The 20,102-nt window shown below is 36.0% G+C and carries 19 protein-coding genes; 7 read left to right on the top strand and 12 right to left on the bottom strand.

Annotated elements, in window-relative coordinates:
• Positions 1–49: 49 nt before the first annotated feature.
• The 4 genes from SCA31_RS13095 to SCA31_RS13110 form a co-directional block, all read right to left on the bottom strand.
• On the bottom strand, positions 50–733 hold the full coding sequence (locus SCA31_RS13095) for a T9SS type A sorting domain-containing protein (RefSeq protein ID WP_410697443.1): 684 nt from the start codon (positions 731–733) through the stop codon (positions 50–52).
• A gap of 10 nt (positions 734–743) precedes the next feature.
• The gene (locus SCA31_RS13100) at positions 744–1,337 is read right to left on the bottom strand and encodes a phage tail protein (RefSeq protein WP_410697444.1); all 594 of its coding nucleotides are present in this window, start codon (positions 1,335–1,337) and stop codon (positions 744–746) included.
• A 106-nt stretch (positions 1,338–1,443) separates the two neighbouring features.
• Positions 1,444–3,321 (bottom strand): AAA family ATPase, encoded by a 1,878-nt coding sequence (locus SCA31_RS13105; RefSeq protein WP_410697445.1) that lies wholly within the window; start codon positions 3,319–3,321, stop codon positions 1,444–1,446.
• A complete protein-coding gene (locus tag SCA31_RS13110) occupies positions 3,321–4,391 on the bottom strand; it encodes a DUF4407 domain-containing protein (protein WP_410697446.1) in 1,071 nt (356 codons plus the stop codon). The genes SCA31_RS13105 and SCA31_RS13110 overlap by 1 nt, the downstream gene beginning before the upstream one ends.
• 222 nt (positions 4,392–4,613) lie before the next feature.
• Between SCA31_RS13110 and SCA31_RS13115 the strand changes: the two genes are divergently transcribed.
• On the top strand, positions 4,614–6,527 hold the full coding sequence (locus SCA31_RS13115; RefSeq protein ID WP_410697447.1) for a zinc-dependent metalloprotease: 1,914 nt from the start codon (positions 4,614–4,616) through the stop codon (positions 6,525–6,527).
• A 35-nt stretch (positions 6,528–6,562) separates the two neighbouring features.
• Here SCA31_RS13115 and ruvC read toward each other — a convergent pair whose 3' ends face one another.
• Together ruvC and SCA31_RS13125 are read right to left on the bottom strand one after the other, a co-directional pair.
• Complete coding sequence (ruvC, locus tag SCA31_RS13120; RefSeq protein ID WP_106914424.1) at positions 6,563–7,117, bottom strand: crossover junction endodeoxyribonuclease RuvC; 555 nt, start codon at positions 7,115–7,117, stop codon at positions 6,563–6,565.
• 123 nt (positions 7,118–7,240) lie between these two features.
• Positions 7,241–7,765, bottom strand: a complete 525-nt coding sequence (locus SCA31_RS13125; RefSeq protein ID WP_410697448.1) for a 2'-5' RNA ligase family protein — start codon at positions 7,763–7,765, stop codon at positions 7,241–7,243.
• A gap of 80 nt (positions 7,766–7,845) precedes the next feature.
• Here SCA31_RS13125 and SCA31_RS13130 point away from each other — a divergent pair, with 80 nt between their 5' ends.
• Positions 7,846–8,169, top strand: coding sequence for a PadR family transcriptional regulator (locus SCA31_RS13130; protein ID WP_410697449.1), 324 nt, complete (start codon positions 7,846–7,848; stop codon positions 8,167–8,169).
• Between the two features lie 54 nt (positions 8,170–8,223).
• Positions 8,224–8,838, top strand: coding sequence for a hypothetical protein (locus tag SCA31_RS13135; protein WP_410697450.1), 615 nt, complete (start codon positions 8,224–8,226; stop codon positions 8,836–8,838).
• Here SCA31_RS13135 and SCA31_RS13140 read toward each other — a convergent pair.
• Positions 8,822–9,928 (bottom strand): serine hydrolase domain-containing protein, encoded by a 1,107-nt coding sequence (locus SCA31_RS13140; protein ID WP_410697451.1) that lies wholly within the window; start codon positions 9,926–9,928, stop codon positions 8,822–8,824. The genes SCA31_RS13135 and SCA31_RS13140 overlap by 17 nt on opposite strands.
• Positions 9,929–10,104: 176 nt before the next feature.
• Here SCA31_RS13140 and SCA31_RS13145 point away from each other — a divergent pair, with 176 nt between their 5' ends.
• Complete coding sequence (locus tag SCA31_RS13145; RefSeq protein WP_410697452.1) at positions 10,105–11,511, top strand: pyridoxal phosphate-dependent decarboxylase family protein; 1,407 nt, start codon at positions 10,105–10,107, stop codon at positions 11,509–11,511.
• A 31-nt stretch (positions 11,512–11,542) separates the two neighbouring features.
• On the opposite strand, the gene SCA31_RS13150 is transcribed toward SCA31_RS13145, so the two are convergent.
• The 4 genes from SCA31_RS13150 to SCA31_RS13165 all read right to left on the bottom strand — a co-directional run bounded on the left by SCA31_RS13150 (position 11,543) and on the right by SCA31_RS13165 (position 17,172).
• A complete protein-coding gene (locus tag SCA31_RS13150) occupies positions 11,543–12,253 on the bottom strand; it encodes a diphthine--ammonia ligase (protein WP_410697453.1) in 711 nt (236 codons plus the stop codon).
• 62 nt (positions 12,254–12,315) lie between these two features.
• Positions 12,316–13,095: a hypothetical protein gene (locus tag SCA31_RS13155; RefSeq protein WP_410697454.1), complete on the bottom strand. Its 780-nt coding sequence runs from the start codon at positions 13,093–13,095 to the stop codon at positions 12,316–12,318.
• A 132-nt stretch (positions 13,096–13,227) separates the two neighbouring features.
• Positions 13,228–13,806, bottom strand: a complete 579-nt coding sequence (locus SCA31_RS13160; RefSeq protein ID WP_410697455.1) for a hypothetical protein — start codon at positions 13,804–13,806, stop codon at positions 13,228–13,230.
• An 18-nt stretch (positions 13,807–13,824) separates the two neighbouring features.
• Complete coding sequence (locus SCA31_RS13165) at positions 13,825–17,172, bottom strand: methylmalonyl-CoA mutase family protein (RefSeq protein WP_410697456.1); 3,348 nt, start codon at positions 17,170–17,172, stop codon at positions 13,825–13,827.
• A 257-nt stretch (positions 17,173–17,429) separates the two neighbouring features.
• On the opposite strand from SCA31_RS13165, the gene SCA31_RS13170 reads away from it, so the two are divergent.
• Entirely contained in the window at positions 17,430–17,762 is a 333-nt protein-coding gene (locus SCA31_RS13170) for a hypothetical protein (protein ID WP_106915526.1), read from the top strand.
• A gap of 40 nt (positions 17,763–17,802) precedes the next feature.
• Here SCA31_RS13170 and SCA31_RS13175 read toward each other — a convergent pair whose 3' ends face one another.
• On the bottom strand, positions 17,803–18,909 hold the full coding sequence (locus tag SCA31_RS13175; protein ID WP_410697457.1) for a DUF3667 domain-containing protein: 1,107 nt from the start codon (positions 18,907–18,909) through the stop codon (positions 17,803–17,805).
• Between the two features lie 344 nt (positions 18,910–19,253).
• Between SCA31_RS13175 and rplM the strand changes: the two genes are divergently transcribed.
• Both rplM and rpsI read left to right on the top strand, forming a co-directional pair.
• A complete protein-coding gene (rplM, locus tag SCA31_RS13180) occupies positions 19,254–19,709 on the top strand; it encodes a 50S ribosomal protein L13 (RefSeq protein WP_047385928.1) in 456 nt (151 codons plus the stop codon).
• 6 nt (positions 19,710–19,715) lie between these two features.
• On the top strand, positions 19,716–20,102 hold the full coding sequence (gene rpsI / locus SCA31_RS13185) for a 30S ribosomal protein S9 (protein ID WP_410697458.1): 387 nt from the start codon (positions 19,716–19,718) through the stop codon (positions 20,100–20,102).

Consider the following 20,102-nt stretch of genomic DNA (forward strand, 5'->3'; position numbering starts at 1 on the left):
TTTTTGGATCAATAAGAAAAACTTATGTAAATTCTCAAAGAAACATTATTTATTTTTTTAAGAATTTAAATTCATAAGATTGAAAACTTTTAGTTGTAATTCTTAGTATATACATTCCTGAAATAAGCTGTGAAATATTAATTCTTGAATCAAAATTTTCTGATCTTATGAGACGCCCATCAATATTATAAATTTGAATAGTCTGGCCGTCATCAATACCCGAAACTCTAATGATGTCCACAACTGGGTTGGGATAGATTTGGATCTTGTTCTTTGTAAGTTCCAGGGTTCCTAATGTAGGACTCTGAACATCACCTGTCATTATTGAATTTACAGTATTCAGATTTCCTCCACATTGGCTGTTTGTTTCTGCAATATTTTCAATCCAAGAGCCAATGCTATTGCCAGGGGGTAAAGCAAGCGCATTATTCCCGGTTGAATTATAATACATTAAGGTAGGATTGGTAAAAGTCCCGTTTCCCTCATCTGCCAGAAATTCCCATCTTGTTAAAGCATTATTCCACTGGATTTTAAACTCACAGCTTCCTAGCCCTCCACAAGGTTGTCCATCAATGGGAGTGGTCATGTAAATGTTTTTACTGTTCGAATCCGTACCGGTTTTGTTGAAAACAAAATTCTGGTTATCAAACAGGTTATGACATCCATTAAAGGTTATCGTTTGGGCTGTAGCTGAGCCTACAAAAACCAAACATAATAAATAGAGATATTTCATAACAATTAGATTAATTGTGTGATGGGAAAATGCCGTTCAGTGCAATAATGCACTTTAAGGTAATAAAAGGGGGCCTGTTTTCATGAGGCTGGTTTCCTCCCGCTGGCTTGATCATGGAGTTTCCCATCGTTGTATTGGGTACTGCGTCAGAATATTCCTTGTCAAGAAGTTTTGTATCTGCAGGAATATTGCCGGTAGGAGTATTTTGATTTCCTTCAGAGGTTACGGCACTTACTGCATGAGAATGAGCCGGCATTTGTGTGATTGCTAAGGTTACACTTTCTGCTCCGCCTATTTCTCCCATGGTGTAGGTTGTTCCACTCGAGGCACTTTGACCACTATGGACAAGTACCCGTCCTCTCATGTCCGGCAATGCGAATGTTGTAGTTCCATTACCTCCATAAGTAGTTCCTAGAAGTGAGAAAAGAGCTGTATTTTGTGCAATTGACATAATCTGTCCGTTGCATTCAGCCCATCCTAGTGGGGCGAAATTATAAGGTACAAAAGCAATTTGCCCTAAAAAAGGGTCTGAGCCTTGAGCTTTTAATGAAGAAGAAACTGTACAGCTCATAAGCAACAGCCATGTGTAAAGTAAATTTTTCATGATAATTGATTTTTGGTAGTATAAAATTAAAAATAAAAACCCTCTCAGTATTAACTAAAAGGGTTGAATTTTTAAATGAGTTTTGTAATTTCTATAGATTTTTTCTCTAGAAATTCAGTAGGTTATGATAATTAGCAATGTGTAAATAACCTTCCTCTTTAATGCTTATCTTTAATGCATATTTTACAGCAATGTCATAAATTTCCTTAGGTGACATGCTTCCTTTTTCGCTAAGTATTTTGCTCAGGCTTTTCAATAAGTCTATATGTAAGATAAGATCTTCCCTTGTTTTTTTTGCCAGTTCCTGCATTAGCTTTTCAATTCTTTCATCAGTAATGTGCTGCTGCATACGATGTGGATAGTCTTCCAAATTATACGTTGCCTGATAGTTTTCTTCAAAACCATATTTTCTGATATAATCGATGGCAAGTGTTGTTGCTTGCTCCCTGTCATGGCTTCTTCCAATACTGGCATTCATATCACCAAAAATAATTTCCTCAGCAATACCTCCTGCAAGATAAATCTTAATCCTGTCCAGCAAGCTTTCTTTGGTGTCATGAATCTGATGGGGAAAAGTAAATCCTGCAGCATAGCTACTGGCCACCTTACTTTTTAATTGTAATGGTGCAAAGCCTGTGTAAAGCATATAGGAAACAGCGTGACCACATTCATGAACACTGATATTGGCTACTGCATCCTGTTGGGTTGCCTGTCGTATCTTGTCGATTCTTCCCAGATAAGGAATTTCAATGATTCTGTTGCCGATTTTTCCTGCAATTATTTTCTCTTTTTGTAAGTAATCAATTTCTATGGTTGTATCGTCATGAATGATTGCCTCAAACAAAAATTTGCTGAGATTGGTATCTAAAATATCAACTACACTACTGAACACAGGACGAACTCCCTGTACCGGAAATACACCATTTCTATAGATTAGATCATTGATGTTTTTACTTATTTTTAATGAAACCCCAAATTTATTTTTTGTTTTATGCTTAAGGCTGTTGATTTCTCGTTGGATCAGCTTTTGGAAGTCCTCTGTCTTTAGCGAAAAATAAATAAGATGTATATTCCCGAATCTGGCTACCTGCTCAGGACGGAACTTTCTGGCCAAGGCATTTTTGATGTCAACTACCGTTATTTTTTTCGTAAATGCATGATAAATATTGGCGTCTATATCAGCTTCACTTGTTTCTTTAGACATTTGAAACGCTTCATCCAGATTTCCGCTGATGATAATAAGCATTTTACTGTAGTCCACGGGCTCGTAGATTTTTTTTTCTTTTTGCTTCTTACGGATCAGCTTTATCATCTCTTCCTCTTTCATATCAATAATGCTCATGACATCATCTTCAATACTGAGGTATTTTTTTAATTCCTTGGCATCCCATAGGTTGAGGTAAGGGTTTTCATCCACTTCAGTTTCTCCCTGAAGTTTACGTCTGTCATTTTCCTTTTTTCTGAAAAGGTAGGAGAATAAATAATGTTCAAGATCATCACGCTCCCTTTTACTGAGATGTCCATCACTTAAAAGCTCCCAAAAATCAGTAAACTTAGTTTGTGGAACAGGTATGCCATCACTGTCAAGGGTGTTGAAACGTTGGATTTCATCAAAAAGAGCTATACTTGGCTTCTCATCACTGAGTCCATTGCTTTGAAAAATATCTGCTACACTTTTACTCCAGGATGTTTCATCGGTATTGCTTAGCTCTATTTCCACAAATCGGTTTTGATAATCCAGAAAACGAACCATTTTTCGTACCAGATCTGTTTTGCCCACTCCTGTCATTCCCCATAGATTGATCACTACGGGACGGGTTAGGATCTCAGGCATCAGATACCAGATTTGGAGGTACTCCATTAAGTCATCGATAATTTTATCTATTCCGATGAACTCTTTTTTCAGGAAAGCCTTACAATCGTCCAGCTTTTTCTTTTTCTTCTGAATTTCTTCTTTATCAATAATCATGAATGAAAAATACACTATTTTTTTAAATTATCCTTGAAATCTTCAACCCGGAAATCAGTCAGGACATTCCCTTTTTCAATTTTTTCTTTAGAATAAAGCCTAAAGTCATTTTCTGTTTTTTCCAAAAGATAATCATAAGGACCTACGTGGGAAATTAGTTTTACCAAAACAGGTGAAATTTCAAGACAGATAAACAATCCCATGATAAAGGTTGCGGCTAGACCTATAATGGCTGAGTTCTTTCCAAGCTCATCCAACGCCTGAAGTCTTGCGGCAAAGCCATTGAATTTGTCCTCAAAGGTTTCTGTAGATTTTCTTTCTGTTTCCAGATTGGTATAAACCTTCGAAATTTCCTGATCCAGATATTGTAATCTTGGGGCTGCTTGCTTCTGATAATTTTCAAGATCCTGTCTTCTTTGTTCTTTTAATTGTTGCTTACGTTTAGCATTGGGACCAAAACCTTCTTTTCCGCTGGTTAAACCGGATTGTTTTCCTAAAATTTCTTTTTCCAGTTCCACAGATGCAGAATCATATGATTTCTGATATTGAGCTATTTTTTCTGAGATCTGGTTCTTTTCTGTTTCAAACGGTCCGCTTTGTTGAAGAATTCGTCCGCTCATTTCTCCCTGTAGCTGTTTTTTATTTCTTTGAATAATGGTATTTAGCTGCTTGTTGACCTCCTTTTCAAAAATTTTAAGCTCCAGAGGTTTTGAGATAATAATTCCCAGAAATGTAGCAAGAATCAAACGGGGGATAGACATAAGTATCTGATTCCACCATGTTCCTGTTTTTTTAATGGATGAAACAATATATCGGTCAAGATTGAAAATCATTAATCCCCACAACAGTCCAAACCCTACAGATGCCCAGATATTATCAAATACCGTATACATTGCATAGCCTGCAGACAACGTAGCAAATACTGCCGTGAAAAGTACGATTCCTCCAATACCCGAGAATTTATTCCACTCACTTGGAGTTTTTCTTAAAATATGGATGTTCCCACCAGAACAGACCATGAGAAACTTTTGGAACCAATTTATTTTATGATTCGCTTGATTTATAGTTTGTTGGTTTGTTTTCATAACTGAAAATTTATACAAATGTAGTATTAAAAATCATACCAATGTAAAAGATAGTATTATGTTTTACCAAGTAATTTGATTAAAAATATCAAAATATTGATTTATAATAAGTTGTATAAATAGGGAGAAGTTGCCTAAATAATGAAAAAAAATATTCTATTTTTATGTTGTTTTAATTAAAAATGATATTTTTGCTTTATATAATCAAAAAAAAAGATCAATATGAAGAAAATTACTATTGTTTCTGCGGTTTTGTTGTTTATTAATTTTTTTTCTCAAAGCCATGAACATGCTTGTGGTTTTGATGAAGAATTGAGAAGAATGGATGCTCAGTTTCCTGAGTTGAAAAAGAGGAGAGAAGAAACGGAACAAAAGCTGAGAAAAATTGATAAACATGACTACTTGAATAAAGTAGGGGGTGGAACATCCTGGAACGGGTTGTATACCGGTGAGGTCTACGAAATTCCTGTTGTAGTACATGTTATTGAGTCTAAAGCGGCGGCAAATGCAAATTTATCACTGACGGATCAGGAGATTACTGACTGGATTGACAGAGCTAATAAAATGTATGCAACGACCTATGGAAATGGCTTTTATCCTGAAGGACCTGGTATAGATGGAGGAAACGTAATGCCATTTAAATTAGTTTTAGCAAAAAGATCACCAACCTGTACAGCTACCAATGGTATTGTGCGATATAATGGAAGCCCAATTCCTCTATATGATACCAACGGTGTAAAGCAAGGAGCTAGTGGCAGTGGTGCAAGTGACGCTGATATTAAAACATTGGCTCCGCATTGGCCAGAGGGTTCTTATTTTAATATTTATGTTATCATTGGTTTTAATGGACAGCAACTAAATTCTGGTGGATTGATGGGATATGCAAGGTTCCCGGAAACCTATGACTATTTTTATGAAAGTTTCATGAAAGTGGCTACCATTAAAAACTCGAACGATACAACACTTACCCATGAATTAGGACATGCATTTGGTCTTTATCATACTTTCCAGGGAGGAAACTATACTGTAGCAAGTGGAACTGCTGGATATTGCCCTCCAGCTCAAACCGACTGTACGATAGATAATGACAGAGTTTGTGATACAGAGGTTTCCGGAGCTGCTTATTATCAGTTCCCTGCCCCTCCTAACACGGCGATTAATCCTTGTACCGGAGTAAATTATCAAGGAGTGCAGTATAACATTATGAACTATTCTAATACAGAAAGAAAATTTACTGCAGGTCAGAGAGAAAGAGCAATCATGTTGATGATGGAGAACAGAAAAAATCTACTTAATTCAACAGCTGGTAAAGATCTTTCTGTTGTAATTCCATCTCCGGTTTCTGTAGTGGCAGCTCAATGTAATCCAGCAGGAATTACACACCCGGCTAATAATAACTTTGCAATTGGGCCAACAAGAGTAAGTTTTGGTTCTATTGGAAGTTTAACTAACGGATATGATTCGGATGAACCGGCTCCTAAGTTTTATGATGATTATACTGCTGCAACCTGTATAAGACCTGCTTATTACACTGATATTCCTTTAAGTGGAAGCACAGCATTGAAAGTAGGGTATGATAATGGCTTTAATCAGGCAGATAAATTTAAAACTAAGGTTTGGATAGATTATAATAACAATGGTTCTTTCGAAGAATCTGAGTTAGTGGTAAACAATACTTCTGCTACTATAGCATCTGGAGGTGGGACTACCATTACCACCAATATTACTCCTCCGGCAGGAGCTGTTACCAATACTTACCTAAGAATGAGAATTGCGGTAGATGCGGCAACCTATGCTGGTGCAGCACTTCCTGATGTTACTGCTTGCTCTCAATTACAATATGGACAAATGGAAGACTATGCGGTTAGAATTATGGGAGGTCTGGGAACTTCTGAGGTTAGTAGTAAGGCAGCATCAAAATTAGTTTATCTGAAAGCTGAAAATAAATTAAGATTAGCTGGAAGAAATGAGATATTTGGGGATTACCAGATCTACGATTTAAGTGGTAAGCTTATCCAGAAAGGAAATACTAAAACAAATGAAGTTCAGATTGATAGATCGCTTCCTAAAGGAGCATATATCATTAATTACTCTGATAAAAATAAGAAAGAATCTAAGAAATTCTTAAACAACTAAGAACTAAGTAAAAAGCCCTTGTGAAAGGGCTTTTTTTATTTCAATCTATTCGGATTCTGTTTTAAAAAACTTTCCCAGCCTGAATAGGATTTTGTATCCGTAATGGTTCCTGAATTAAAGTGATGACATACCGCAACAGCAAGTCCGTCAGAAGCATCCAGATATTTGGTGGGAAATTCTTTCAAATTAAGAAGGTTTTGAAGCATTCCTGCTACCTGTTCCTTACTGGCATTACCATTTCCTGTAATTGCCATCTTGATCTTCTTAGGAGAATATTCTGTAATGGGAATATTTCTATATAGGCTGGCAGCCATGGCTACTCCCTGTGCACGTCCCAATTTCAGCATACTCTGTACATTTTTTCCAAAGAAAGGAGCTTCCAGCGCTACTTCATCAGGATGAAACTCATCAATAAGAGCCAGTGTTTTTTCAAAAATATATTTGAGTTTGGTTTCGTGATTGGGGTATTTTTTTAGGATAAGTTCGTGAATAGAAATCATTTCCATTTTACCTTTTTTAACGGAAATAAGACCAAATCCCATGATGGCGGTGCCGGGGTCAATACCTAAAATTATCTTCTCTGAAATCATTGGTTCAAAGATATGACTTTATAAAATAACAATAGAAACTGAAAATAGTTCAGTACCTCAATTTAATAAGAATTTAAAGGGTTTTTATAGAATGTAAGATGATTCTTCCACCCATTTATCTTTCTAATCCGTCAAGTGTTTTTCCGCAATAGGAACCCATTTACCATCATGACGAAGCAGTAAAATTTTATCAACGATGAATTTAGTTTTATATTCTTTTTCCTTATATTCTTCCCATGCATTCAGATAGTTTTCCCATGTTAGATCTCTATAGCCTACTGTCATATGTGGATTAAATGAATATTTTGTAAAATTAAACTGCTGGTTTACCCTCTGGTGAAGATCAGTTAAATGAACATTATTTTCAGGATGTACAAAAATGACAGGGTTTTTCGGATTAGGGAAACTACCAAATCCATTTAAATCCATTTCAAAGGGCGATAGAGTGGTATTAATTTTTTGAAAAGCTACATGAATATCACTTTCCAATTCTAATTCTCTTGAAAAAGGAGGGAAAAGAGTGATGTGAGCATCATTCTTCAATGCCATGGTATTACCATATGAAACTGCAAGATCTCTTTTAAAAACCCTGACTTCTTCAATAATTTCCTGGGGCGGATAAATGGCAATGAAATACATTTTTTTCATAAAGTAAATTTAAAACTTTAAAATAAATTTTGATACATAAGAAAATTATGCATATGTTTGCAATGTATTAAAATTATTCCATGAAAAAGAACAGCCTTTATAAAGGAACCTTACAGAATATCATTTTGAAATTACTTTCCAGGGAAGTTAAAATGTATGGTTACCAGATTACCCAGAGAGCCAAGGAGCTTACTCAGGGAGAGCTTGAAATGACGGAGGGAGCCCTTTATCCTCTACTGCATAAACTGGAGGCTGATGGAATGATCACTTCAGAAATTCAGAAGATTAACGGTAGAGACCGGAAATACTATTTACTGACTGAAAAAGGGAAAAAGCAGCAGGCAGAGCAGGAAAGTGAGATGAAAAGCTATCTTATCAATCTGCAGACAATTTTCAGCACCTAATAAGCTGTATTTAAACCCATCCAATAAATATTTAAACTAATAATTCATTTTACTATGATGGCTATCAATCAGGAAAAGGAGATCGAAAGATACCTTTTATCAAAGAATTTAAATTCTGAATTGTTTATTGAAATTAAAGATCATTTCATAGAACAAATTTCAGTGCAACAAGAAGAGAAAAACATCAGTTTTCAGGAAGCTTTTCAACAAGCAAAACTTAGCTGGAATAAAGAGTTAAATCTGGTGAAAGCAGATTTTCTATCATCCAGAAAGATCGCAAGAATTGAAAAATCAGTGATTCAGAAAAGATTTAAGACCATTACCTTTTCTGCTGTTGCTTTTTCATTGCTTCTTGCGTTGTTTATGTACAGCAATTCCAATGTATTCAGGTATTCTCAGATTTCATTATTAAGCATTATGGGAGTACTTCTGGGGTATAACCTTGTATTTGGAAAAATGAGACTATACAATTATGTACGACTTAGCTTTCATCCCTTAATTTTAAAGAATGCCTTCGTTGGTATTATCCTTTTTTCTGTTGCATGGTTTTGGGGTAATAATGTAACGGACGCAGCAAGCGGAATAATGAAGGTTTTCTTCTTATATGCTATTGCAGTTAAAATTCAGTTATTGTATTACAATGCAAAGAAGACTAGTGTTTTGATTTAAGCTGCACTAATGTGTTTTCAAGATTATCCGTGATCTTTTTCACCTCTATATGGGGTTTGAAGACCAGGCCTTTGCCTTTTTCCTCATCCGCAATATTGGAAAGGATAATAACAGAGGTCTTCGTTTCAGGATAATAGATATTTAAGGACGGAGACCCCTTTACATACCCACTGTGAAAATAAGAATTGGGCTTGCCGATGTTCAACATGATTCCGTAGGCATAGCCCATTTTTCCAAAGATCGCATGTCGTCTTTCTGCACTTTTGGCCATAAACTGATTGAGGGTTTCAGGCTTAAGGATTTTTCCGCCATAAAGGGCATTATTCCAGGTGTGAAGATCCTTAATGGTAGAAAGTATCCCTCCGGCAGGAGTTCCAATTTCTTTTCCACCAAGTCTTTTCGGCATGTTCGGAACTTCTTCAGCTCTGCTGGCATTCCCAACATAAGCCGAGGCAAAATTATTTCCTTTAAAAATTTCGTCCGTAGAAGAATGGCCCATTCCCGCCTTTTTAAAAAGCTCCATTGCATTTTCATCATATGATTTTCCGGACACTGTTTCTACAATTTTTCCTAGTGCATTAAATCCGTCATTGGAATAATAGAAATCAGAACCGCTTTTAAACATCAGTTTTCCACCCAGCATGTTCAATCCGGAAGTATGGTTCAGAAGCTGATGAATAGTGATGTTTTCATATTCTTTAATCTGGAATTCCTTCAGATATTTTGAAACCTTGTCTGTAACATTCAGTTTTCCCTGCTCCATCTGAAGCAGCACCAAAACAGCGGTGAACTGCTTACTTACAGATCCGATAGCAAAAATAGTACTGCTGTCAATTTTTATTTTCCTTTTAAAATCTGAATACCCGTTTTCTTTTCTGTACAACGGTAGAGAATCCTTAAAAACGACAACACTGCCATTGAATTGATATTTTTTAAATACAGAATCAATCTGTTGTTCTAAAAGGGTCTTTTGAAAAGCGGTGATGGTGGAATCAATTACTGCTTTTTTATCAATGGGAGGGGGAGGTGTTTCGGTTTTACAGGAAAGAAAAAAACAGAAAGGCAAAAGGAATAATAAATTTTTGATCACGGGTGTTTATTTTTTACATTAAAATTGATATTCTTAAAGATACTGAAATTTTTAAGAGCATTGGGATATGCAAAATGCGTGCTAATAAAGACTTTTTGGGGCATTTAATAGGTATTTAATGATTCTTTGAGGAGTATTCAATACATTTGAATAAATTATCTGTAATCCGAAAAATAATGAATGACCATTTAAAAAATGATGCGGCCCAAATTGACTATATTTTGGACACCATAAAGAAGCAGGGAACAGAATATCTCAATTCTATTGCAGACAGACCTACAACAATAAATGAAGCTTTTGAGCCTGCTCAGCATGAACTATCGGAATCAGGTTATGGAGCTGAAGAAACACTAAAAATATTCAATGAAAGATTTGAACCTATTATGGTTGGGTCGTCAGGACCCAGATATTGGGGATTTGTTACCGGAGGCTCTACTCCCGCTTCCATTGCCGGTGATTGGCTGGCAACGATTTATGATCAGAACACTCAATCTGTAAAAGGACAAGGGGATATTTCTGCCAATGTAGAACTGGAAACAATACAATTAATGTTGAAGCTTCTCAGGCTTCCCAATAACTTTTTGGGTGGCTTTGTAACAGGGGCTACTATGTCTAATTTTACATGCATGGCGGTGGCTCGTCAATGGTTGGGAAAACAACAAGGGAAAGATATTGCTAAAGATGGTCTTTCCGAACCTATGAGAATCCTGACGGCTACACCACATTCGTCCTCCATAAAATCTTTGTCATTGCTAGGAGTAGGAAGCAGTAATATGATCACAATAAAAACCGGAGATGATCGTGAAGCCGTTTCCATTTCAGATTTAGAAGATCAGATTATGAGACTTAATGGGGAACCGTTTCTTCTGATCTCAAGCGGAGGAACAGTAAATACAGTTGACTTCGATGATTTTGTGGAAATAAAAAAATTAAAGGATAAATATAACTTCTGGTGGCATATTGATGCTGCTTTCGGAGGTTTTGCAGCGTGTTCAGAAAACTATAAACATCTTCTGGAAGGCTGGGAATATGCCGACAGTATTACCGTAGATTGCCACAAATGGCTTAATGTTCCTTATGAAAGTGCTGTCTTCCTGATTAAGGACCAATATAAAATTTTACAGGTAGAGACTTTTCAGAATTCTAATGCTCCTTATTTGGGAGATCCACTGGAGAGTTTCGGCTATTTAAATTTTCTTCCTGAGAATTCAAGAAGATTAAAGGCCCTGCCTGCGTGGTTTTCTATCATGGCTTATGGAAAGGAAGGGTATCGGGATATCGTGGAAAATAATGTATCTCTGGCAAAACAGTTTGGGCAATTTGTTGCAAATAGCAATGATTTTAAATTACTAGCTCCGGTACGGCTTAATACTGTTTGCTTTACATTGAAAGACGAAAATAAGCAAGATGAAGTTGTCCGTTTTCTGGAATTACTTAATGACACGGGAAAAGTTTTCATGACTCCTACTTTTTATAACCAGCATAAAGGAATTCGGGCCGCTTTTGTAAATTGGCAAACCAACGAAAGTGATATTCGTTTGGTATTTGATCTAATGAATGATGTGATAACAGCGTTAAAATAATATTGAAAAGCCCGTTGATAAAATTCCGGGCTTATTTTAATACCAGATCACAGAACCAAAAAACATAGTCTTCATCCTGATCTTCGGAATTGGCTTTAGGCTTGGGATAGGTTTTCTTTACAATTTCTCCAATTTCAAAATCAATAGGATTCTTGAAAATAGGACCATCAAAGGTGAAAGTATGGAACTCACCATTTTCTCCACAAGGATCTACATTATCGGGAAGATCATCAAGAAATTGCTGATCAATAATACGTCCTGCAAAGCTTTGATCCAGATAGGTTCCGTTTACACAGGTTACTATGGTTCTAAAACCAAGATCCAGAAACTCATGGATGAGGTTTAAAGTATCTTTTTTCCAAAGAGGAAATAAGGCTTGCATTCCAATAGCTTTTAGTTGATCCTCACGATATTTACGAAGATCTTCCAGAAAGATATCTCCAAAAATAGAGTAGGTGATGCCCTGAGCTTGTATTTCAGACATCGTTTTACTCATAATTTGTTGATACTCCTCCATGGAGGGTTCCTTGGGAAGTTCCATTTTAATTAAAGGAAGTCCTAAACTTTCAGCTTGTTTTTCCAAAAGGGAAACATGTACACCATGCATGGAAATTCTTTGAAACTCCTGATTGATGCTTGTCAATAGAGTAGAGACCTCATACTGATCCTCTTGTAATATCTTGTAAAGAGCAAGTGTAGAATCTTTCCCGCTGCTCCAGTTGAATAAGGCTTTTGGCTTCATGAGAATAATTGTTCTGCGAAAATAAAAAATCCCTGATCAATTTTTCAGGGATTTATAGATTTTTACTTAGAATAAAGTAAATAAAGGTTATCTATAAAGCTTTTGTTGGCCAGTTTCTTAACGACTACTTCATCATAGAATGCCCGGTACTTATATTCAGGGTGTTCCTCCTTTATTTTTTCAAACTTTCTTTTTCCTATTTTTTTTCCATCCAGAAAATAATAGTCAGGAGGTTGATGATCTGAGATGTAAAGGCCTCCTACAGTTACGTACTTTTCTTCAATTTCAAAGTTTTGTTTACCCAATAACTCATTGGTTTTAAAGATGGAAGACTTATGATCGGTAAATTCTTTATTATTTGAATCTATAGTTGTATAATCAATTCTGACAATGTTATGTTCCGTTAATACTTTTTCCGGAAAAGATAAGGTGAAGTTTCCGTTTTCATCGGCTTTTGCACTGTACAGCCTATCCAATGTTACTAATGATATTTCTCCTGCTGCTAACGTTACATTTCTTAAAGAAACCAGCTTCCCTTTTATTGTAATCTCTTTTTGATAGACATTTTCAGTGGCAGACTTATTTTCAGTTTGTGCATTCACGTAGATTGAAGAGGTAAGTGTTAAGGCTAAAAATACACTGGAAAAAGTAGGTTTTAAATATGTTTTTTTCGCACAAATGGAGGTCTTGCTTTCTAAAACCGTATCAATTTTTGTTTCAGGAAGATGATCGAAATCCCATACCTTTTTTTTGCATTCATCACAGAATTTGCCCTCTGAAACCTGCTCCATGTTCTCCCAGTCCTGACTGCAGGGACTCGAAATTTGAAATTTTTCTTTCATGATTATATGTTGAGGAATAAAAATACAAAAAACCTCAAAGAAACTCCTTGAGGTTTTTATATTTTCTGAAAAATAATTCAAAAATAGGGTGCGGATAAGCTGTTTTCAGTAAAAACTGTTGGAATATCTAAACTATAAACTTCCTGTCGCTTTTTCTGCATTCACAAAAACACCACTACTAATGGTTCTTGTCTGATTGGTTGTTACCCCATAATATTGATGATTCACTTTGGTTTCTATTTTACCGGACATCTTTTTGCCATCAAATGAAGTGATGGTGATTTTTCCGGTCGGTTTCCCATAGAAACTATTGGTACATCCCCAATAGGATGAACAGTTTGGTGCTACACAAGTTTCAGAATAGTTGAAATCCATATTCATAGAGGTAGGAACATCCGTATGTACATAAACGTACTCTCTGCCCACTTCAATATTGTCTGTATAAATTTTAGAATCTAAATAAAATCCCTGGTCATAAGCATATATGAAAATCCCATAATAATCGCGATTATGCGAATCTTTTGATTTTCTCCATTCTACATAATGGGTAGTTCCTTTATTTTCGACTTTTTTGTCTACACCTTCAATTTTTGCCTGAAAGTATCCTTCAACTGGCGGTTCAGTTGGTTTGTTGTCTGATGAAGTGTCATCATCTGATCCACTACATGAAAATAAAACAAGGCAACAAATAATTTTAAAAAGAGTTTTCATTGTTAGTTTTTTTATATTCTACATGTTTCTTCTGTATTTTCCACCTACTTCGAACAAAGCATTGGTAATCTGTCCCAGAGAACAATACTTCACAGCATCCATCATTACATTAAATAAATTTTGTTGATTAATGGCAGCGTGTTGTAATGTTTTTAAGGCAGCTTCTGACTTGTTTTCATTAGATTTTTGGAAATTATGAAGCGTCTCTATCTGAACCTGCTTTTCCTCCTCAGTTGAACGGATAACTTCTCCGGGACGAACTGTTGGCGAACCATCTTTTCCAAGGAAAGTGTTTACCCCAATAATTGGATATTCTCCAGTGTGTTTCAACCATTCATAATGCATTGATTCTTCCTGAATTTTTGAACGTTGGTACATCGTTTCCATTGCACCCAAAACTCCACCTCTTTCTGTAATCCTGTCGAATTCTGCGTAAACCGCTTCTTCCACTAAATCTGTCAATTCCTCAATAATAAATGAACCTTGAAGCGGATTTTCGTTTTTCGCTAATCCTAGTTCTTTGTTGATAATCAACTGGATTGCCATTGCTCTTCTTACAGATTGTTCTGTAGGAGTTGTAATCGCTTCGTCATAAGCGTTTGTATGCAATGAATTACAGTTGTCATAAATAGCATAAAGCGCCTGAAGCGTGGTTCTGATATCATTAAAATCAATCTCCTGAGCGTGAAGAGAACGTCCCGAAGTTTGGATGTGGTATTTCAACATCTGGCTTCTTTCATCTGCTCCATATTTAAGTTTCATTGCTTTTGCCCAGATTCTTCTTGCTACACGTCCGATTACTGAATACTCAGGATCGATACCATTCGAGAAGAAGAACGATAAGTTTGGAGCGAAATCATTGATGTCCATTCCACGGCTCAAATAATATTCCACATAAGTGAAACCATTTGCCAGCGTAAATGCCAACTGAGAAACCGGATTTGCACCCGCTTCCGCAATGTGATATCCTGAAATAGAAACCGAGTAAAAGTTTCTTACTTTTTCTGTGATGAAATATTCCTGAACGTCACCCATTAATCTCAAGGCAAATTCAGTAGAGAAGATACAAGTATTCTGAGCCTGATCTTCTTTTAAAATATCTGCCTGAACCGTTCCACGAACTGTCGCGATGGTTTTGGCTTTAATTTCAGCATAGGCTTCAGCAGGAATTACTTCATCTCCGGTTAAACCTAATAATTTTAGACCTAATCCATTATTTGAAGGTGGTAATTCACCGTTATATCTTGGTCTTTCTAAGCCTTTGTCATCGAATTTTGCTTTTAAAGCTTTCTCAACATTGGCTTCAAGCTTGTTCTCAGCAATATATTTTTCAACGTTCTGGTCAATGGCGGCATTCATAAAGAAAGCTAATAACATCGGTGCAGGTCCGTTGATGGTCATAGAAACAGAAGTCATTGCATTCACCAAATCAAATCCGGAGTACAATTTTTTAGCATCATCTAAAGTCGCAATAGAAACTCCTGCATTTCCAATTTTACCATAAATATCAGGAGGTAAAGCAGGGTCTTGTCCGTATAGGGTTACAGAGTCAAAAGCTGTAGATAAACGTTTTGCATCCATTTCCGCCGAAACGTAATGAAATCTTCTGTTTGTTCTTTCTGGTCCTCCTTCTCCTGCGAACATTCTTGTAGGATCTTCACCCGTTCTTTTGAAAGGATAAATTCCTGCAGTATAAGGGAATCCTCCCGGAAGATTTTCCTGACCTTTCCATTTAATCAAATCACCCCAATCGGTATATTTAGGTAAAGCAATTTTTGGAATTCTTAAGTGAGATAAAGATTCTGTTGAGGTTTCAACCTTAATTTCTTTTCCTCTTACAAAATAGGAATAAAACTCAGCATGGAAAGCTTTTTTCGTGTCATCCCAAGTTTTTAGGAAGTCGATATTTTCCTGTTGAAGATCTTTTTCAGCCTTTTGATATTCAGCATCTAAAGTTTCATTAGAAAGGAAATTTCTCACTCCTTCAATGTGATACATTTTTCTGGCTAATTCTGCCTGTTTTTCAATATTAGCATCATATTGTCTGTTATTTTCAACAATCTCAGAAAGGTAACGTACTCTTTTAGGAGGGATAATTGTTACTTCATCTGTAATTTCCTGTTCTACAAAACCTTGCAGATTTAAATCGGAAAATTTATCGTTTACTTTTGCAACAAGTCTGTTGTATAATTCTGTTGTTCCGTGGTCGTTGAACTGAGAAGCTTTCGTTGCATAAACCGGCATGTCATCCAATGGGCTTTCCCACAATAAGTGGTTTCTTTGGAATTGTTTTCTTACCGCCTGAAGCGCATCAAGAGCACCACGTTTATCAGATTTGTTCAGGGCTACTAAATCTGCATAATCTAACATGTCGATTTTTTCCAACTGTGTAGAAGCTCCATATTCAGGAGTCATTACATACATTGAAACATCAGCAAAATCTGAAACTTCCGAACCAGATTGTCCGATACCTGAAGTTTCAAGAATAATTACATCAGGATGAGCCAGTTTCAAAACATTTAAAGCTGAATGAATGAACGGAGAAACTGAAACATTGTTTTCTCTCGTCGCCATTGAACGCATATAAACTCTAGAGTCATTGATTGCATTCATACGGATTCTGTCTCCCAATAATGCACCCCCGGTTTTCTTTTTCGAAGGGTCAATGGAAATAATGGCCATTTTTTTACCAGGATTTGAACGAAGGAAGCGTCTTACCAGTTCATCCGTCAAAGAAGATTTTCCTGCACCACCCGTTCCGGTGATACCAATAATTGGAATATTTAAATCCTTTGATTTTTCGTCAATGGCTTTTACTAGTTCAGGTTTATCTTCTGAAAAATTTTCAACGGCAGAAATAATTTTAGCAATACTCGTAGAGTTTTCAAAGCTAATTGAATCTAAATCACTTGCTGTTACCTCTTTTCCTGTTGCAAAATCTGATCTTTTAACCAAATCATCGATCATTCCCTGCAAACCAAGTTCGCGACCGTCGTCCGGAGAATAAATCCTGTCGATTCCGTAAGACATAATATCTTCGATTTCTTCGGGTAGGATTACACCGCCACCGCCGCCAAAAATTTTAATTTGTGGAGAGTTTTTTTCTCTTAAAAGGTCATAGATATATTTAAAATATTCATTGTGACCCCCTTGATAGGACGTTAATGCAATAGCATTGGCATCTTCCTGGATCGCTGTATTTACAACTTCCTCTGCAGATTTGTCATGTCCTAGGTGAATAACTTCACATCCAGTTCCCTGAATGACACGACGCATAATATTGATCGCAGCATCATGTCCGTCAAATAATGAGGCAGCCGTTACGATTCTTACCTTGTTGGTTGGAGTATATTTTTGGGTTTCCATAAAAATTCTAGAAAGTTTCTAAGTTTCCAAATATAATAATAAAAAAAGAACCCTGTGTTTGATTTTATGGTATTGATTATCAATCTTTTGGTTAAGGCTATTTAATTAAATGTCCCCTTTTTTTTGTTTAAGTGTTTAAAAGTTTGAAAGATCGGGAGTTGCAGAGTTAAAATGAGTTACAGGGATTTTATTTTCAAATAAGACCGGCTTCAGATTCTCAAATTAAATTCTCTACTTTTGCAAAATATTTTACAGACATGCAAAAAGCTTTGATGTACTTCGCATTGGGAACGGTAATAAGCTTCCTTATCAATTATTTCTTTTTAAGTTCAGAGAACATCGCATTGGATATTTATTATGCCTTTGCCTTTGGAACTGCATGGGGAATTGCTTATTATTTGGATACGCCCAACTTTACTTTACCTCAAAAACTAGGCTTATCATTTGTAGCCATGGGAATTCTTGTTCTGGTGGGAACCCTGATTTTTAAATTAGAATTAGCGATTCCTTCCATCCTAAAGTTTTCTACGGTTTTTGTAGCGTATTATTTATTTGCTAGCTTTCGAGGTAGCAAGTCATTAAGAAAATAAAAACTGAGGCTGTCAAAATAGACAGCCTCAGTTTTTTTATTTAGTGAATCATCAGAAAGCTAATTATAGCAAGACCGACAACTAAAAACGTAAATGCAAATAAATTAAGGGTAAACAATATGGCTCCAATAATAAAGCTTACGAGGCCATGTGCATGGTAAACCCTACGGTGAGCAATAAAGAAATATCCAACACTATATATTGATAAGGCCATCACCAGAATATATAAGATAGTATTAGCAAGCCAAAAGTCTACTAGGCCTATCAATTTGGTGAGTAAGAATATCAGCAGGATTGTTAATAAAAGAAACGAGAAATAATGCAGGGTAAAGATCCCGTGGTCAAAATACCACCATTTTTTCTTGCTATGAAAAATCCATAAAAAGAACGCAAAGAGCGGAAGATAGATGAAAAGGGCTTTGGGTAGGTTGTGAAATGACTTTTGTATCATATTAACAACTATTTCCTCTTTTGTTACTCCTTTTTCTTTGAGGTCAAAGAATTTATGAGCTATCGGTTTTTGGATAGCATCAAAAATTGATGGATTTTTAGCCATAGCTGAGTCGTAAGACTTTCTGGTTTTATAATTTCCATACTCAACCTCAGGATCTATTGTCTTGTTCAGCTCCAGAATTTCTCTAACATCATCTATTTTTGCAGAATCAGAAATTGCGTTTAAACCTTTAATAGTCAGCGAGTCTTCTTCTGTTAGGTTTTTTTTAGCCTTTATACTATCCAGTATTTTCTGTGTCTCCGGGGATTTTAATTTTTGAAAAACATTTATTTTATTTACTTCTTTGTTTTCATTGGAATCATTAAAGTTAAGATTTACCATAGGAAAAAGGGCAAACACAAAAAAAGTAATAAAACTGACGAAGATGTAGAGCTTTACAGGGGGAACAAATACTTGTCTCTTACCTTCCAGGTAAGTGTTTGTAAGCTTTCCGGGTTTAAATAGTAGGTTTTTTACCGTACCCCAGAATTGTCCATCATAATGGGTGAAGTCTTCAATAAAGTGGGTGAAAAGAAAATAAAATGGTTGGCGTCTTTCAGTATTTTCCTGTCCGCAATGGGGGCAGAAGCGTTCTTCAACCTGATGCCCGCAGTTCAGGCAGGTTTTATCTTCTCTGATCTTTCCGTGGCTCATGAGTAAAAGTTTGTGAGGCAAATATAATTATTTCAGTGATAAAATAATGGGATCAATAAGCTTTTGCGGAAATCTTTAAGGTAAAGTTAATAAAGAAAGAGTTGAGGGACCAAACTCTTACTTTATCAGTTGTGTTTTTAGAATCTTCTAAACGTTTTTTTCATCGCAACAACATTTTACAAGTTTTATGCCAAAAGTATAAATAGTGTTAAAATCTACTGCTAGTGAGTTGAATAGCAGATATTATATAGATTAAATGAAATATGTTTTTGGGTTACGAAAATTATTTGTACCTTTGCACACCCTTTTAGGGGTAAATTATGTTTAATCTTTAACTAAAACGTGTGAATACATTAAGTTACAAAACTGTTTCAGCGAACAAAGCTACTGCTAATAAAGAATGGGTTGTGGTAGACGCTGAAGGACAGCCGTTAGGAAGACTAGCTTCTACGGTTGCAAAGATTTTGAGAGGTAAGCACAAAACGAACTTTACACCTCACGTAGATTGTGGTGATAACGTAATCGTTTTGAATGCTGGGAAAATTACGCTTTCCGGAAATAAGTGGGCTGATAAGACTTATATCTGGCATACAGGATACCCTGGTGGACAGAAGTCTATGACTGCGGCTGAACTTCAGAAGAAAGATTCTTTAAAGGTATTAGAAAAGTCTGTAAAAGGTATGTTGCCTAAAAACAGATTAGGGTCTGCTATCCTTAAGAACCTTTATTTATATGAAGGAACTGAGCACAAACATGAAGCTCAACAGCCTAAAACAATTAATGTTAACGAATTTAAATAATTAATTATGTCTATAGTTCACAAAATCGGAAGAAGAAAAACTTCTGTAGCTAGAGTTTATGTAAAACCAGGTTCTGGTGTTATTACAGTAAACGGTAAAGAGGCTACAACTTATTTCTCTACAGACGTGATGGTTTACAAATTAAACCAACCGTTTATCCTTTCTGAGACTGTTGGTCAGTATGACGTTACCGTAAATGTTTTCGGTGGTGGTAATACAGGTCAGGCAGAGGCTATCAGATTAGGTATTTCAAGAGCTTTATGCGAAATCAACGCTGAGTTCAGATTAGCATTAAAGCCAGCTGGTTTACTTACAAGAGACGCAAGAATGGTGGAAAGAAAGAAGCCAGGTCAGAAAAAAGCAAGAAAGAGATTCCAATTCTCAAAACGTTAA

Origin of the sequence: Chryseobacterium sp. SIMBA_028 (assembly GCF_046535285.1) — a bacterium.
GTDB lineage: Bacteria > Bacteroidota > Bacteroidia > Flavobacteriales > Weeksellaceae > Chryseobacterium.